Below are 15,570 nucleotides of genomic sequence, written 5' to 3'. Positions count from 1 at the left end.
GTTCAGCCCAGCAAGCCCGGCACGATCAGCAGGCCGGTCGGCACCGCGAGCAGCATTGCCGAGGCGGCAAGCACCAAGGAGCGCTGGGCTGCCGGAAGCGGCGGTTTGGGTGAGAGCAGGCGGCTGACGCGCGACGCCGTCGTGCGCGGTGAGTCGGCGCCGCCGGTGCCGCTCAAGGAGCTGTTTTCGGGGGAGGCGTCCTGCCCGCTTGTTCCGGGTGGCGCGAATTGCTCCACGGGACGGGCGGAGCCGCTGGCGACGATCGCGATCGCCTTGATGAGCGTTCCCTTGCTCTCGGTGCGCAGGGCCACGTCATCGGCGAGCATTTCGATCAGGGAGTTGACCGCCACCTGGGCGAGCCGGGTAGTCGGGAACCAGGGGAGTGCCTGGCGCCACGCGGCGAAGGCCCACAGAAGAAGGTCGTGGCGTTGCGAGAGATGGGCGTTTTCATGGATGAGGACGGCCCGGAGCTCGGCCGGCTCGAGGGCAGCCATGAGGCCGTCGGACAGGACGGTCACCGACCGTGCGCCGCCCGGCAGGCAGTAGGCAACGGGGGAGTCGTGGTTGATGACCACGGTGCCGGGGCCGTCGTCGGACGGTGAGGCCAGGAGGGCGAGGAGCTCGCGGTGCCTCCGCCGCTGCCGTTCGATCTTGACGTAGGTGAGCAGCAGGGTGAATACGAGGTGGGCGCTCAGCAGCGCCGCGGCGGACAAGGCGAACAAGTGCCAGAAACCCAGCGCCGTGGTGGGCTCGTTGTGGAGCACCATGCCAGCCAGGGAGCGCAGGCCTGCGATGAGGTTGTCGCCGATGGGCTCAAGCCCGTAGACGAGCATGGCACCGATCATGGACAGGCCACCGGCGAGTGCGATGGCCTGCCAGAGGACCATGGCCATGAAGGGTGCGCGCGATGGCCATTCGGCGCGCGACAAGAGGACGGGAACCGGCCAGGCCAACACCAAAGCAAGGACCGCCAGAAAATATGAGGTCCAGAACATGGGTGGTTAGTTTTTGCCGAGCAGCTTGCGCAGCGTGGCGGCTTCACTCTCGCTCACGGAACCGATGAACCGGGCCAGCACGGCTTCGCGGTCCGGCGCGGAGCCGAGTGCCTCGTGCATGAGGTCCGCCGTGTGGTCCGCGCGGCTCGAAACAGCCTGGTAGCGGTGTGGGCGGGTGCCGCGTTCGCGCTCGACGAGGCCTTTCTTCTCAAGGCGGGACAAGACCGTCAGCACTGTGGTGACTGCGAGGTCCTTGCCCTGGTGTCCTGCAATGCCGTCCGTGGCGGCAGAATCCTGCGCCAGCAGATCACGAAGTTTGTTGGCTGTCGCAGCCTCCTGGCCCGCCCAAAGGAGGTCCATGACCGCCCGTTCCAGTTCGCCAAGACTTGCCATCAATGCATCCCTACTTTCCGCATTTCCCTCCCCGTCTCATGGGCCGGGGGAAGTGCGATGTTCCAACATTCCACCTTCAATCTACCGCTTTTCAGGCGGCGATTCTACGTGAGGTAGAACATGCGGCGCGCCGTGTCCTTGCGGCACTGTGACGCCGCTGGAAGAGTGGTGAGCAGATCGCAGCGGGTTTGTTCTACACTGTGTAGAAGAAACAAGTTCTACGCTAGGTAGAAATGGACGCCGCTTCGCGGGCAGCCGGATAAAAAGGACAGCAATGGACGCCTTGGAAATCGCACGCTGGCAATTTGGAATCACCACGGTCTACCACTTCATGATGGTGCCGTTGACCATCGGACTGGGCCTTGTCGTGGCTGTCATCCAGACCCTTTGGTATCGCACCGGCAAGGTTGAATACCTCCGGATGACCAAGTTCTGGGGCAAGCTCTTCCTCATCAACTTCATCATGGGCGTGGCCACGGGCATCGTGCAGGAATTCCAATTCGGCATGGCCTGGAGCGAATACAGCCGGTTCGTCGGCGACGTGTTCGGTGCTCCCCTCGCCTTGGAAGCCCTTCTGGCGTTCTTCGTGGAATCGACCTTCTTGGGACTCTGGATCTTCGGCTGGAAGCAACTCAAGCGCGGCGTCCACCTCGCGTGCCTCTGGATCGCGGTGATCGGCTCGGTCTTCTCGGCCTACTTCATCATTGTGGCCAACTCCTGGATGCAGCACCCCGTCGGCGTCACGATGGTCAACGGGCGTCCCGTCATGACCGACGCGTGGGCGGTATTCACCAACAACACCGCGATGGTGGCCGTACCCCACACCCTCTTCGGCGCGCTGGCCGTCGCCGGTGCGTTCCTCCTGGGCATCGCCTGGTACCACCTCTGGCGCCGCCGCCACGACGGCATCGACACTGTCGGAACGGATGGCCGCGCCGTCGCCGGCGAAGCCGACATTCCCGGACGGGACAAGGCCGACTACAGGGTGTGGATCACGTCCCTGCGGATCGGCGCCGTCGTCGCCATGATCTCCTTTGCCGGTACCGCCATCACCGGCGATATGCAAGGCAAACTGATGTTCGAACAACAGCCCATGAAGATGGCCGCGGCAGAGGCCGCGTGCCACGACGGCACCGGGTTCTCCGTGCTGAGCATCGGCAACCTCGGGTCCAAGAACTGCAACGACATCGTGGCCGTGATCGAGGTCCCCGGTATCCTCTCCTTCCTGGCCAAGGGGGACTTCAACACCGAAGTGAAGGGGGTCAACAGCCTCCTCGACGAGTACAAGGCCAAGTACGGCACCCACCTGCCGAACAATCCCCTGTACGGCGACCGGGCAGGCCAGGAAATCCAGTACGTGCCCGTCATGGAAGTGACCTATTGGGGCTTCCGCATGATGATCGGCTTCGGCGGGATCGCCGCCCTTGCCGCTTTGCTGGCCCTGTGGGTCACGCGCAAGGGCCTGGTCCCGCAGTCCCGCTGGATCATGCGCCTCGCGGTCTTCGGCATCCTTGCTCCCTTCGGCGCCAACGCCGCCGGCTGGATCTTCACGGAAATGGGGCGGCAGCCGTTCGTCGTCGCGCCCAATCCGGACGCCAGCGGCGTCGACCAAGTGTTCATGTTCACGGCCGCGGCCGTCTCGCCAGGCGTCTCCGCCGGAGAGCTCATCACCTCGCTGGTGGTGTTGGCCTCCATCTACGCGGTCCTGCTCGTGGTGGAAGTCCGGCTGCTGGTCAAATACGCCCGCGGAGGCGTGGTGTCCGCGATGCCGGAGCTCGCTGAGGCTCGCGGGAGCGAAAAGAAGGAAAAGAAGGACGACGACGGCGGGACGCCGGGCGCCCCGGGCCAACCCGGCGACAGCGACGACGTCTTGGCATTCGCCTACTAGGAAGCAGAGGGAATTTTCGAATGGAACTGTTGCCTACCGTCTGGTTCGTGGCCATCGCCGTGCTGTGGACGGGTTACCTCTTCCTTGAGGGCTTCGACCTCGGCGTCGGAATGCTCATGAAGCTCTTCGCCCGGAACAACACCGACCGCCGGGTTCTGCTGAACACGGTCGGTCCGGTGTGGGACGGGAACGAAGTGTGGCTGCTGACCGCGGCCGGTGCCACCTTCGCGGCCTTCCCGATGTGGTACGCCTCGCTGTTTTCGGCGCTCTACCTGCCGCTGCTGATTGTCCTGGTGGCCCTGATCTTCCGTGCCGTGGCTTTCGAGTACCGGGGCAAGGTGGACACTGCGCGTTGGCGGACAGTCTGGGACTGGGCGATTGCCTTGGGTTCGTTCACGGCGGCGTTCGGCATCGGCGCCGCGCTGGCGTTGACCACCACCGGGCTGCCGATCGACTCGAACGGCGACCGTCAGGGCGGCCCCTTTGCCTGGTTCAGCGGATACGCCCTGCTGGGCGGTTTGGCCGTCGTCGCGTTCGCCTTGGTGCACGCGCTGGCGTTCCTGGCACTGAAGACCGACGGCGACGTGCGGCACCGTGCGCGCCGCTGGTTTGTGCGGCTCGCCCCGCTCGGATTGCTGCCGCTGCTTGCGTGGATGGTGGCCCTCCAGCTGCTCAGCGGCAAGCCGTTGACGTGGATCCTGGTCCTCCTCGGAGTCCTGGCGGGTGCAGCGGCCTGGGTCCTCGCCCGCAAGGGGGCTGAGGGCAAGGCCTTTGGAGCCCTGGGTGCTTTCCTGGTGTGCGCCACCGCTTCCATCTTCGGCGCGGCGTTCCCCGTGGTCATCCCTTCCACCGTGAACCCCGCCTTCAACCTCACGATTTCCAACGCCTCATCGTCGGCCTACACGCTGGGGCTGATGAGCATCGTGGCCGCCGTCGGCTTGCCGCTGGTCATCGCGTACCAGGCCTGGACCTACTGGGTGTTCCGGCGCCGTGTGAGCGCAGCCCACATTCCCGCCGCGCATGGCTTCCTGCCGGCCATTGCGGCCAAGGTGCTGGTGGGCCATGCGGCTCCGGGCGGACCGGCTGCCAAACACGCACCGCAGGACGCCGGCGAGTAGCGGATGAAGCCGCAGCTGCCGGCCGGAGCGGCCACCCGATCCGCCTTGTACGTCCTTGGTCTGCTGTCCTCGCTCAAGGCTTTGTCGCTGGTCCTGATAGCGCAGGCCATCGCGGGGATGTTGTCCGGCATTGCTGCCGGCGGCATGGGGTGGCGCGAAGGACTCGCCTGGGGAGCCGCCGGCGCCGTCCTGCGCTCGCTGACGGTCTGGGGCCAGGGAGTCGCGGCGCGCCGGGCAGCCCTCGGGGTCAAGGAAGAGCTGAGGCTCCGGCTGCTGGGGCGCGCCCTCGGCCCCGGGGCTGCGGGACGGGTCGGAGACGTGAACGACGGCGGTCTCGCCGTGCTCGCGACCCGCGGACTTGATGCGCTGGACAACTACTACACCCAGTTCCTGCCCGCCTTGGTCAATTGCGCTGCGCTGCCCTTGCTCCTTGGCGCGCGGATACTCTTCGCGGATTGGGTCAGTGCCGTGGTGGTGGTGCTGACCGTGCCGCTGGTCCCGCTGTTCATGGTGCTGATCGGCCGCCACACCGAGGACCGGGTCCACGAAGCCCAATCCACGCTGCGGAGGCTCTCCGGGCACATCCTGGAGTTGGCCAAGGGCCTTCCCGTGCTGGTGGGACTGGGCCGCGCGGGCGAACAGCGTGCAGCCCTCGAGGACCTCTCCGAGGAATACCGCTCACGGACCATGGGAACCCTGCGGACCGCGTTCCTCTCCGCGCTCGCCCTGGAACTGATAGCCACCATCTCCGTCGCTGTCGTGGCCGTCTTCATCGGCGTGCGGCTCGTTGCGGGCGACATGGGCCTGGAAGCCGGCCTGCTGGCCCTCATCCTCGCCCCCGATTGCTATCTTCCCTTGCGCGAGCTGGGTACGGCCCACCACGCCAGCGACGACGGGCGCGAGGCCTTGGCCGCAACCAACGCCGTGCTGGAGTCGCCGGCGGGCCGTTCGCTGAATGATGATTCCGGTGCTGAAGCGCACGACGCCGGAGCTTCCGCCGGCGTCGTAGTCACCGGGCTGACGGTGACGTACAGGGGAAGGGCAGGTGCCGCCGTCGGGCCTATCGACTTCGAGGCTCCGGCCGGGCGGATTACCGCACTGGATGGCCGCAGCGGTTCAGGCAAAAGCACCATCCTTGGCGTTCTCGCCGGCACGATCGGCGACGGTCCGGAGGCAACCATCGAAGGTTCCGTCACCGGACTGGATGCGCGCTCGGTGGCGTGGGTACCGCAGCATCCCGTCATGGTCGCCGGTACTGTCCTGGACGAGGTTGTCCTTTACCTGAACGGCGGCGACGCGGACTTCGCGTCGTCCGTCACTGGATCCACGCCGGACGCTGACATCGCGAGGGCCATGCGTTGCTTGGAGCAAGCCGCCGCGGAGCACCTCGCGTTCAAACATCCTGCCGAGTTGAGCCCTGGCGAAGTGCGGCGGGTGGCCGTGGCCCGCGGCTTGGCGCGCCTCGACGCCGGTGCCACGGTCCTGCTGCTCGACGAACCCACCGCCCACCTCGACGTCGCGTCCGCGGACGCCATTCGTGCGGCGATCGCGAGGCTGCGGGGGGCCGCGGCTGTCATCCTCGTGGCCCACGACGCCGCGACCCGGAAACTGGCGGATTACGTCGTGAGCGTCGACGGCGTGACGGCGCAGGAGCATGCCGGCCACGTGGCCCCGGAATCCGCTGTGTCCGTGCCGGCTCCGCTCCAGGGGGACGCGAATCCCGGAAGCACACCGGACGGGGGAATGGAACCCCCCACCGCCATCTCCATGCTCAAGGCCCTGGCGAGCATCCTGGCGCCCGTCCGTTACAAGTTCGCCGGTGCCGTGCTGCTTGCGGCGCTCGCCGCCCTGTTTGCCGTGGCGTTGTCCGGGCTGTCCGGCTGGCTCATTATCCGCGCCAGCGAGCAACCGCCCATCCTGTACTTGCTGGGAGCAATCGTCGGCGTGCGGTTTTTCGGCATAGGCCGGGCCGTGCTGCGCTACTCCGAGCGGCTCGTCGTCCATGACACGGTTTTCGCGGCGATGACAAGGCTCCGCGGCGCGCTCTGGGCGAGCCTCAGCGCGCGGGCCCTGTCCTTGCGGCGGCTCCTGCTGGGCGGCAATGTCCTCGGAGCGGTGGTGGACGACGTCGACACGCTGCGGGACGTGCTGCCGCGCGTCGTCCTGCCGCCCCTCTCCGCGGTTGCGGTCGGGGTGGCGGCGGTGGTCGCCTCGGCCCTGCTGGTTCCCGCCGCTGTGCCGGTGGTGGTCGCCACCGCCGTGCTCGGCCTTGTCGCAGCTCCTCTTCTTGCCCTGGCGGCCGACCGCAACGCGGCCCGCTCAGAGCAGCAACTGCGCTCATTGGTGCTTCGCGATGTTGCCGCAGCGCTCGACGCCCGTGCCGAGCTCAGCGCCAACGGCGTGGCGGGAATGGTTTTGTCGTCCTTGGCCCGGAGGGACAGCGCGGCCACTGCGGCGGCGCAGCGTTCCGCGTGGGCGGATGGCATCGGCCAGGGATTGACCGTGCTGGCGTGCACCCTGGGAGCGCTGGCGGCCGGAATCCTCGGCGCCCCCTCGGTGCAAACCGGAACTGTCGCGCCGGCTGTGCTGGCCGTCGTCGTCCTGGTTCAGCTGGCCCTCGCTGAGCCCTACGGAGCAGTTGTGTCCGCCGTGCGGCAGGGTCCGGCTTTGGCCGCGGTGCTGCGGCGGATCGCGCAGTCCGGAGCCTTCGACGCCTCGGATGCCGGCGGCGGCGTGCTGAGGCTGCCGGAGCGGCCCGACGGTGCCGCGGGGCTTTTGCTGGATGGCCTCGAAGCGTCATGGCCGGGTGGAACCCCCGTGTTCAGCGGGCTCAGCGCCGAAGCGGCTCCCGGGCAGTGGCTCGCGGTCACGGGACCCTCCGGTTCCGGGAAATCCACGTTGCTCTCCGTGCTGCTTGGCTTCCTGCCCGTGTCTTCCGGCAGGGCATGCGTCACCGGGAATGCCGCCTGGTGTCCCCAGGAGGCCCACCTCTTCGACTCCACCATCCGCGGCAACCTGCTGCTCGCCCGCCCGGCCGGCCACAAGCCTTCCGAAGCGGACATGCACAAGGCGCTGGGCGCCGTCGGGCTCTCAAGATTGGCATCCGGACTTCCGAAGGGCCTGGATACCCGCATAGGCCCCTCCGGTTCGTCCCTGAGCGGCGGCGAACGCCAGCGGCTCGCCATGGCCCGCACGCTCCTCACCGGCGCAAAAGTCCTGCTCCTGGACGAGCCAACCGCCCATCTCGACGCCGAGGCCGGGCGGCTCATGATGGCGGAGCTGCGCGCCGGACTGAAGGATGTCACCGTGGTGCTGGTGACCCACAACCCGGCCGACATCGCCGGGGGAGACGCCCGCCTGGATCTCGGCTCGCCGTCGGCACTCCCGATGCTCGTGCGCGGAAACTAGTGGTCATTTTCGTTGATTCTCGTTATTTCTAGTTATTCGTCGGGGGTTTAGGGGCCAAGTCCTCTTCGCGTCGGGAGGACATGCCCGTTCTTCGCGGCCGCGACCGGACATAACGGGAATATGTCCATCCGCTAGCGCTGGCGAGGGGCATGTCCAGGAGCCCGGCATAAGCGGCGAATCGAATTCAAGTATGACCGCGGCTTCTCGCCTCTCGCGACGTCAACGGGAAGTTAGCAGACGGAAACTAGCCGAGGAGGCGTCCGAAGGTGGCGTCCACGGACTCGACGATGTTCGCCACCAACTTCCGTGCGTCGTCCTCCCTGATGAGCGGCGTCGATTGACCCGCCCACAGCGACATCAGGTCAGGGACTCCCTGAGCCGCGGCAGCGGGCCGGAATTTGCCGGTCAGCCAGTTTTGGATCGGGAACGGGGCATGGGCGGAAGGATCGGCGAGTTCCGCGATGATCCGGTTGGGGATGCCGCGTGCCAAGCGGCCGCTGAGTGCGCGGGTCAGGACAGTATGGGCGGCGTCGGGTCCGCGCATCGCGGCCAGGTGCGCGGGACTGATGGCTGATTGCCGCGTGGCCAGGAAGGCCGAACCGATCTGGACCGCGTCCGCGCCAAGGGCCAACGCGGCAGCGACTCCGCGGCCGTCGGAGATACCACCTGCGGCGATGACCGGAACCGAGACTGCATCCACCACCTGGGGCACGAGGGCCATGGCCCCGACGAGGGAGTCCTCCGGCGCGCGGAGGAAGGAAACCCGGTGCCCGCCGGCCTCCATGCCCGTGGCGACGATCGCGTCAACGCCGCCGTTATCCAACGCCACCGCTTCGTCGACGGTGGTGGCAGTACCCACCACCACGATGCCATTCCGGTGGGCCTCCTCGATGACGGCCGCGGACGGAACGCCGAAGACGAAGCTCAGCACGGCGGGCCGGGCATCGATGGCCGCCTGGATCTGTTCCTGCAGATCGGGCTGGTAGGCATCCGGTTGCGCGGGTGGTTCTACGCCAACCAGCTCGAAATACGGCCGGAGGATGTCCACGTAGGCGGCAAACTGCCGGGCGTCCGCGGTTGGTGGCTCTTCACCCTCGATGGGGAGCCAAAGGTTCAGCGCGAACGGTTTCCCGGTGGCCTCCTGGAGTTCGCGGGCCGTGTCGGCAATCCGTTCCGCGTCGTAGCCGTAGAGGCCGTACGAACCCAGGCCGCCAGCCTCGCTGACCGTGGCCGCGAGCTCCACCGAGGACAGGCCACCGAACGGACCGAGGACGATGGGCAACCCAATGTTGAGGAGGCGGGTAGCCCGCGTGTCTTTCCACGACATCGCAGCGCCTAGCCGTCCACGTCGTGGAGGTGATGGACTACGTCGTGCAGGAAGTACTGGGCGAATGTCAGCACGGTGAAGGTGGAGCCGTTGCTGCGGACCCCGGTGCGGGGCCACTCATCCTCGTGGACAGCGGCGAAGGAGTTGGCAATTTGGGTGCCCTCGGCGGCCAGCTGCGTAGCCACTTCTGCCGGGTCCGCGTTGGCGTAGTCGCCGTCGATCGCGGCCTTGTCCTGGTCCCAATTGGCGAAGTGGGCGTCGTCCTCCCGCAGCATCAGGTTCAGGCGCTGGTCGAACAGGCTGAAGACGTCCCGCACGTGGCAGGCATACTCCAATGGCGACCATGTGTGCTCGTCCGGGCGGGTGGACGCGTCTTCCCGGCGCAGAACGGCCCGCCACCGCGGCAGCATGTTGAGGACTGTCCCCGGGACGGTGGACGGGGTCACGGTGGCGGCGTCGAAGCCGCATTCGGGACAGGGCGTGGACAGGACCCAGGTCCAGTCCTTGTCATCAGGAATGATCGGCATGGCAGTAGTCTAGGGCCCGGATTCCTGATCCGGTCACACTGCCCGGAGAGAGGCACATCCCCGGTCTGATCAGCCCGATCAGGAGTAAAGTTAGGTGCTGGGGAAGCCTGGAAAGTGAAATTGCCATGCTTAAGGATCTAAACGTCGCCGGTGTGCTCCCTGCCAGCGATATCGCCCGCGCCCGCGACTTCTATCGTGACAAGCTCGGTCTTGAACCGGATAATCCGGAGGCAAGCGACAACCTGATGTACAAGTGCGCCAACGGCACAGCCTTCCTGCTCTACGAGACGCCCAACGCCGGAACCGCCAAGAACACCCAACTTGGATTCCAGAGCACGGACCTGGACCAGGACATGGCCGATCTCAGGACGCGCGGAGTCGTTTTCGAAGAATACGATTTCCCTGGCCTGAAGACCGAAAACGGCGTAGCCACTTTGCCGGACGGCGAAAGGGGAGCCTGGTTCCTCGACTCGGAAGGAAACATCATCAGTATCGCGACGATGTAGGCCAGCGGGGCCAGGACGTGGCCAGCCGGGACGTAGCAGTCAACGGCGGCTTCCGGTCAATTCTCCCCGGCGTTTCCTTCTTCCCACGCCATGCTCGCACCGATGGCATCCACGGGCTGGGAGAGGGGAACACCGGAGCCGTCGCGGCGGCCGTGCTCTTGCGGGAGGGACCGGGCAACGCCGGCGCTTGATGACGCCTTCGCCGGACCGTGACCCGCCCATCCGAGCAGCAGAGTGTCTTCACCCTTGAGGAAGCGGTGGGCCCGCACGCCTCCCGTGGCCCGGCCCTTGGCCGGGTACTCCTCGAACGGGGTGATCTTCGCCGTGCCTGGAGCGGTTCCCGGCAGCGCACCGTTGCTGCCGGCAATCGTTACGACGACGGCGGCAGGGTCGGTGGCGCGCACTGTGCCGAAGTGGATGACGTCGTCGCCGTCACCAAGCTTGATTCCCGCCATGCCGCCCGCGGTGCGGCCCTGCGGCCGGACGGCGGAGGCGCTGAACCGCAGGAGCTGCGCAAGCCGGGTCACGAAGACGAGGTCGACGTCGTCGTCCTGGGCAGGCTCCACGCCCACCACAGCGTCCTTGTCCTTGAGGGCAATGATTTCCCAGTCTTCGCGGTTCAACGGGTAGTCGGGCTGGACGCGCTTCACCACGCCCTGGACCGTTCCGATGGCCAACACGGCATCCAGCGGCACGAACGCCACAAGCGATTCGCCCTTGAGCAGGGTGATGAAGTCTTTAGCTGCGACGCCCCCGGCAAGATTGGGCAGGCCGGACATGGGCGGGAGCGCCGGCATGTCCATCACCTGTACCCGGAGCATCCGGCCCTGCGAGGTGACCGCGCCGATCTCGCCGCGCGCGGTTGTCTTGACCACCGAGCGGTAGACATCGTGCTTGCTCCGCGGGCCGGATTCGGCCAGCGGCTCCTGGTTGGAGGTACGCGCGATCTGGCCGGAGGCGCTGAGGATTGCCCAGCAAGGGTCGTCGGGTATTTCGAGCGGGAGCGCGGCGGCCTTGCCCTTGCCGGCCGGGACGGCTGCTGCGAGCGCCGCTGCGACGGTGGGAGATACGGCCTCGGATTCGAGGAGGACCGTGCGCCGCGGGGTGCCGTATTTCTCGGCCACTTCGGCCAATTCTCCGGACACCAGCTCGCGAAGGAGCACGTCGGACGCCAGGATCGCCTCGAGTTCGGCGATCTCCCGGCGCAGTTCTTCCTGTTCTTTCTCGAGTTCGATCCGCGAGTACTTGGTCAGTTGGCGCAGGCGGAGTTCCAGGATGTAGTTGGCCTGGATCTCTGACAGGTCGTAGATCGACATCAGCCGTTCGCGGGCCGCCGATGCCTCGTCGGAGGAACGGATGATCTGGATGACCTCGTCGATGTCGACGATGGCGATCAAAAGGCCCTCCACCAAGTGGAGGCGGTCCTTTTTCTTGCCCAGGCGGAAAGCAGTGCGGCGGCGCACCACGGACAGGCGGTGGCCGACATAGACCTGCAGGAGCTGGAGCAGGCCCAAAGTCTGAGGCTGCCCGTCCACCAAAGTCACGTTGTTGATGCCGAAGGAGTCTTCCATCGGGGTGAACCGGTAGAGCTGCTGCAGCACGGCGTTGGGGTTGAAGCCGTTCTTGATCTCGATCACGAGCCGCAGCCCGTGCTTGCGGTCGGTGAGGTCCATGACATCGCTGATGCCGGTCAGCTTTTTGGAGTTGACGGCATCCTTGATCTTCTCGATGACCTTCTCCGGACCCACCATGTAGGGGAGCTCGGTCACCACCAGGCCGGTGCGGCGCGCGGTCAGCTGCTCGATCTCCACCTTGGCGCGGGTCTTGAATGAACCACGTCCGGTGGCATAGGCATCGCGGATTCCGTCGAGTCCCACGATCCGGCCGCCGGTGGGCAGGTCCGGGCCGGGCACGAACCGCATGACGTCTTCCAGCGTGGCGTCCGGAGTGGCGATGAGGTGCCGGGCGGCCGCGATGACTTCCACGAGGTTGTGGGGAGCCATGTTGGTGGCCATGCCGACGGCGATGCCCGTGGTGCCGTTGACCAGCAAATTGGGGAAGGCCGCGGGCAGTACGTCCGGCTGGGTGAGCTGGTTGTCGTAGTTGGGGACGAAGTCCACCACGTCTTCGTCGAGGTGCTCGGTCATCGTCATCGCGGCCGCGGCGAGCCGGGCTTCCGTATAACGCGGTGCGGCCGGGCCGTCGTCGAGCGAACCGAAGTTGCCGTGGCCGTCGATCAGGGGCAGGCGCAGTGAGAAGTCCTGTGCCATGCGCACCATGGCGTCATAGATGGCTGCATCACCGTGGGGGTGCAGCTTTCCCATGACTTCGCCCACCACGCGGGCGCTCTTCACATGCCCGCGGTCGGGGCGCAGGCCCATGTCGCTCATCATGTACAGGATGCGTCGCTGAACGGGCTTGAGGCCGTCGCGCGCATCGGGGAGCGCGCGGGAATAGATCACCGAATACGCGTACTCCAGGAAGGAGCCTTCCATTTCGGAAGTGACGTCGATATCGATGATGTTCTCGGTGAAGTCCCCGTCGAGGGCGGCCGAGGCCGCGTTTGCGCGGGAGGGACTTTGGCTGCGTGCCATGGAGTCGGTGGATCCTTAAACGTGTACTGCGGAAGACTTGGCTAGGCTAAGCCTATGGTGGATCAGCCCGGCGCCGGCGTATATCCGGAATATTGGGAGGCCGATGTCGTGCTTCGCGACGGCGGAACGGCCCACTTGAGACCAATTTCACCCGGGGATGCCGACGCGCTCCAGGCTTTCCACGCGGCGCAGTCAGAGACCTCCATCTATATGCGGTTCTTCTCGTTCAAACCGAGACTCTCCACCAAGGAACTGCACCGCTTCACCGAAGTGGACCATAAAGACCGGGTGGCGTTCGTCATCACCATCGGTGGAGAGATCGTCGGCGTCGGCCGCTACGACCGGCTCGATGACCCGACCGAGGCCGAAGTCGCCTTCAATATTTCCGATGTCCAGCAGGGCCGGGGCATCGGCTCCATCCTCCTCGAACACCTGGCCGCGGCCGCACGGGAGAACGGCATCCGCCGTTTCACGGCCGAGGTCCTGCCGGAGAACCGCAAAATGCTCCGCGTGTTCGCGGACGCCGGGTACGAGCTGGTGCGCAAATTCGACGACGGCGTGGTGAGCGTTGATTTCAACATCGACCCCACCGAAAAATCCCTGGCCGTCATGGAATCGCGGGAACACCGTGCCGAGGCCCGCAGCGTGCGCGACTTGCTGGCGCCGTCGTCGATCGCCGTGGTGGGTGCCAGCCGCAGATGGGGGACCATCGGGCACCAGTTGCTTGAGCACATCGTGGAAGGCGGCTTCAAAGGCGCGGTCTACGCCGTCAACCCGGAGGCGTTCGAACTTGCCGGCATGAAGTCCTTCGCCCGGATCGCCGACGTGCCCGGGCCGGTGCAGCTCGCAGTCATCGCAGTACCGTACGAAGAAGTTCCGAAAGTAGTGGACGAGTGCGGTGCAGCCGGGGTCAAAGGCCTCGTGGTCGCCACAGCCGGGTACGCGGACGACGGCGAACGGGGGCTGCGGAAGCAGCGGGAACTCGTGCGCCGGGCCAGGTCCTCTGGGATGCGCGTGATCGGCCCTGAATCGTTGGGGATCGTGAACACCAACCCGGAGGTTTCGCTGAACGCGTCCATGGCTCCGAAGCTGCCCGGGCGCGGGGGACTGGGGCTGTTCACGCAGTCAGCGGCCATCGGCGTTTCCGTCTACGCCGCCGCAAGTCGCCGCGGCCTGGGTCTTTCCTCGTTCCTCTCCACCGGCAACCGCGCCGATGTCTCCGGCAACGATGTCATGCAGTTCTGGGAAGACGATCCCGATACCTCCGCCGTCGGACTCTACCTGGAGTCGATCGGCAATCCCCGCAAGTTCTCCCGGCTGGCCCGGCGCTTGTCGCGCAGCAAGCCTGTCATCGTGGCCAAATCGGACGTCACCGGTCTCCGCCTTCCCCCGGGGCACGTGGTCAGGACCACGCTCGCGCCCGTGGCAGCCCTGGACGCGATGATGCGGCAAGCCGGGGTCATCGCCGTGGAGACCATCGAACAGCTCATGGACGTGGCGCAGATCGTTTCCAGCCAACCGTTGCCCAAGGGCCCGGCGCTCGCCGTCTACAGCAATTCAGCGGCCTTCGGGAAGGTCGTGGCGGACAACGCGGCGCCGCAGGGACTCGTCGTCGACCGGATCGTCACCGACGTGGACCTGGACGCGGGGATGTCCGCAGCGCGGGAAGGGCTGCGGCGCAGCCTCCGGAAGACACTTGCGGACGATGCCGTGCATGCCGTGGTGGCGGCGATGGTCCCGTCCCGCAGCCTCACGATGGACGCGATCGCGGGAGTGCTCTCCGAATGTGCGGCAGAGGCCGGCAAACCCGTCGTGGCGGCATTCACCGGGATCCTCGACACGTCCGTGCAATTGGACCGAGTGATCGCTCCCGGCGGAGAGTCCGGCCCGGCACTGCCTTGCTATTCCAGTGCGGGCAGCGCAGTGGCGGCCCTGGCGGCCGTGGTCCGGTACGCAAAATGGCTGGACCGGGACCAGGGCATCTTCGTGGAGCCCGCGGGTTGCGACCGCGAGGGTACCCGCGAACACATCGCACGGCTCTTGTCCTCCGTCCCGGGGGAGCAATTGATCCGGCTCGACGACGGCGAAGCGGCCGCGCTGCTGTCCCGCTACGGCATCAACGTGGTGCCGTCGGCCGTGTTCGAGAGCGACGACGAAGCGGTAGCCGCCGCCGAACGGCTTGGCTGGCCCGTGGTGCTCAAGACCACGGATCCCGCCCTTCGACACCGCCTGGACCTGGGAGGTGTGCGTCTGGACATCGAGGATGCGGACTCGCTTCGGCGCAATATCGCGCAGATGCGTCGCGCACTCGAACCCTACGGTTCATCGGCCATAGAGGTGCAGGCCATGGTTCCCGTGGGGCAGGCCTGCACCTTCCGGGCCATCGAGGATCCGCTCCTGGGGCCCGTGGTCTCTTTCGGTCTGGCGGGTGACGCCGTGAACCTCCTGGACGATTGGGCGCACCGGGTGCCGCCCTTGTCCACTACTGATCTGCACGACTTCATCAGGGCACCCCGGGCTTCCCTGAAACTGTTCGGATACCAAGGGCTGCCGGCAGTGGACGTGGCCGCCCTCGAAGACCTGGGAGCACGGCTGGTCCGGCTCAAGGATGAACACCCCGAAATCGCGCTCGTGGAGTTCAATCCCGTCCTGGCCGGGACTCAGGGCGCGAAAATCCTTGCCGCCGAGGTGTGGATCGGGAACGCCGCACAGCGCACGGACAGTGCCCGCCGCGCGATGCTCAGCTGACCGGACAGTTGACCGCCGGAGGCCGGACAGTTATGAAGTCCCCAGCCGATCTGTGAAAATGGGGGA

10 protein-coding genes are annotated in these 15,570 nt (G+C 66.6%); 5 read left to right on the top strand and 5 right to left on the bottom strand.

Annotated elements, in window-relative coordinates:
- Positions 1–2: 2 nt before the first annotated feature.
- Complete coding sequence (locus BMF89_RS02625; RefSeq protein ID WP_078105521.1) at positions 3–995, bottom strand: M56 family metallopeptidase; 993 nt, start codon at positions 993–995, stop codon at positions 3–5.
- A gap of 6 nt (positions 996–1,001) precedes the next feature.
- Positions 1,002–1,388 (bottom strand): BlaI/MecI/CopY family transcriptional regulator, encoded by a 387-nt coding sequence (locus tag BMF89_RS02620; RefSeq protein WP_078105520.1) that lies wholly within the window; start codon positions 1,386–1,388, stop codon positions 1,002–1,004.
- A 274-nt stretch (positions 1,389–1,662) separates the two neighbouring features.
- Here BMF89_RS02620 and BMF89_RS02615 point away from each other — a divergent pair, with 274 nt between their 5' ends.
- From BMF89_RS02615 to cydD, 3 genes are read left to right on the top strand one after another with little or no spacing between them, the layout of a single operon-like run.
- Positions 1,663–3,276 carry a cytochrome ubiquinol oxidase subunit I gene (locus BMF89_RS02615; protein ID WP_078105519.1) on the top strand — a complete coding sequence of 538 codons (1,614 nt, stop codon included), beginning with the start codon at positions 1,663–1,665 and terminating at the stop codon, positions 3,274–3,276.
- A 20-nt stretch (positions 3,277–3,296) separates the two neighbouring features.
- The gene (cydB, locus tag BMF89_RS02610; RefSeq protein ID WP_078105518.1) at positions 3,297–4,394 is read left to right on the top strand and encodes a cytochrome d ubiquinol oxidase subunit II; all 1,098 of its coding nucleotides are present in this window, start codon (positions 3,297–3,299) and stop codon (positions 4,392–4,394) included.
- Between the two features lie 3 nt (positions 4,395–4,397).
- Positions 4,398–7,802: a thiol reductant ABC exporter subunit CydD gene (gene cydD, locus BMF89_RS02605; RefSeq protein WP_078105517.1), complete on the top strand. Its 3,405-nt coding sequence runs from the start codon at positions 4,398–4,400 to the stop codon at positions 7,800–7,802.
- A gap of 244 nt (positions 7,803–8,046) precedes the next feature.
- Here cydD and BMF89_RS02600 read toward each other — a convergent pair whose 3' ends face one another.
- On the bottom strand, positions 8,047–9,129 hold the full coding sequence (locus tag BMF89_RS02600) for a nitronate monooxygenase (RefSeq protein WP_078105516.1): 1,083 nt from the start codon (positions 9,127–9,129) through the stop codon (positions 8,047–8,049).
- Positions 9,130–9,137: 8 nt separating this feature from the next.
- Positions 9,138–9,656 carry a DinB family protein gene (locus BMF89_RS02595; RefSeq protein ID WP_078105515.1) on the bottom strand — a complete coding sequence of 173 codons (519 nt, stop codon included), beginning with the start codon at positions 9,654–9,656 and terminating at the stop codon, positions 9,138–9,140.
- Between the two features lie 125 nt (positions 9,657–9,781).
- Between BMF89_RS02595 and BMF89_RS02590 the strand changes: the two genes are divergently transcribed.
- Positions 9,782–10,162: a glyoxalase gene (locus BMF89_RS02590; RefSeq protein WP_078105514.1), complete on the top strand. Its 381-nt coding sequence runs from the start codon at positions 9,782–9,784 to the stop codon at positions 10,160–10,162.
- A gap of 56 nt (positions 10,163–10,218) precedes the next feature.
- On the opposite strand, the gene BMF89_RS02585 is transcribed toward BMF89_RS02590, so the two are convergent.
- Complete coding sequence (locus tag BMF89_RS02585; protein WP_078105513.1) at positions 10,219–12,756, bottom strand: DNA topoisomerase IV subunit A; 2,538 nt, start codon at positions 12,754–12,756, stop codon at positions 10,219–10,221.
- Positions 12,757–12,810: 54 nt separating this feature from the next.
- Between BMF89_RS02585 and BMF89_RS02580 the strand changes: the two genes are divergently transcribed.
- Entirely contained in the window at positions 12,811–15,504 is a 2,694-nt protein-coding gene (locus BMF89_RS02580; protein WP_078105512.1) for a GNAT family N-acetyltransferase, read from the top strand.
- Positions 15,505–15,570 lie beyond the last annotated feature (66 nt).

The organism is Arthrobacter sp. SRS-W-1-2016 (genome assembly GCF_002009585.1).
Classification (GTDB): Bacteria; Actinomycetota; Actinomycetes; order Actinomycetales; family Micrococcaceae; genus Arthrobacter; species Arthrobacter bambusae_A.
This window is presented reverse-complemented; position numbering and strand designations above follow the sequence as displayed.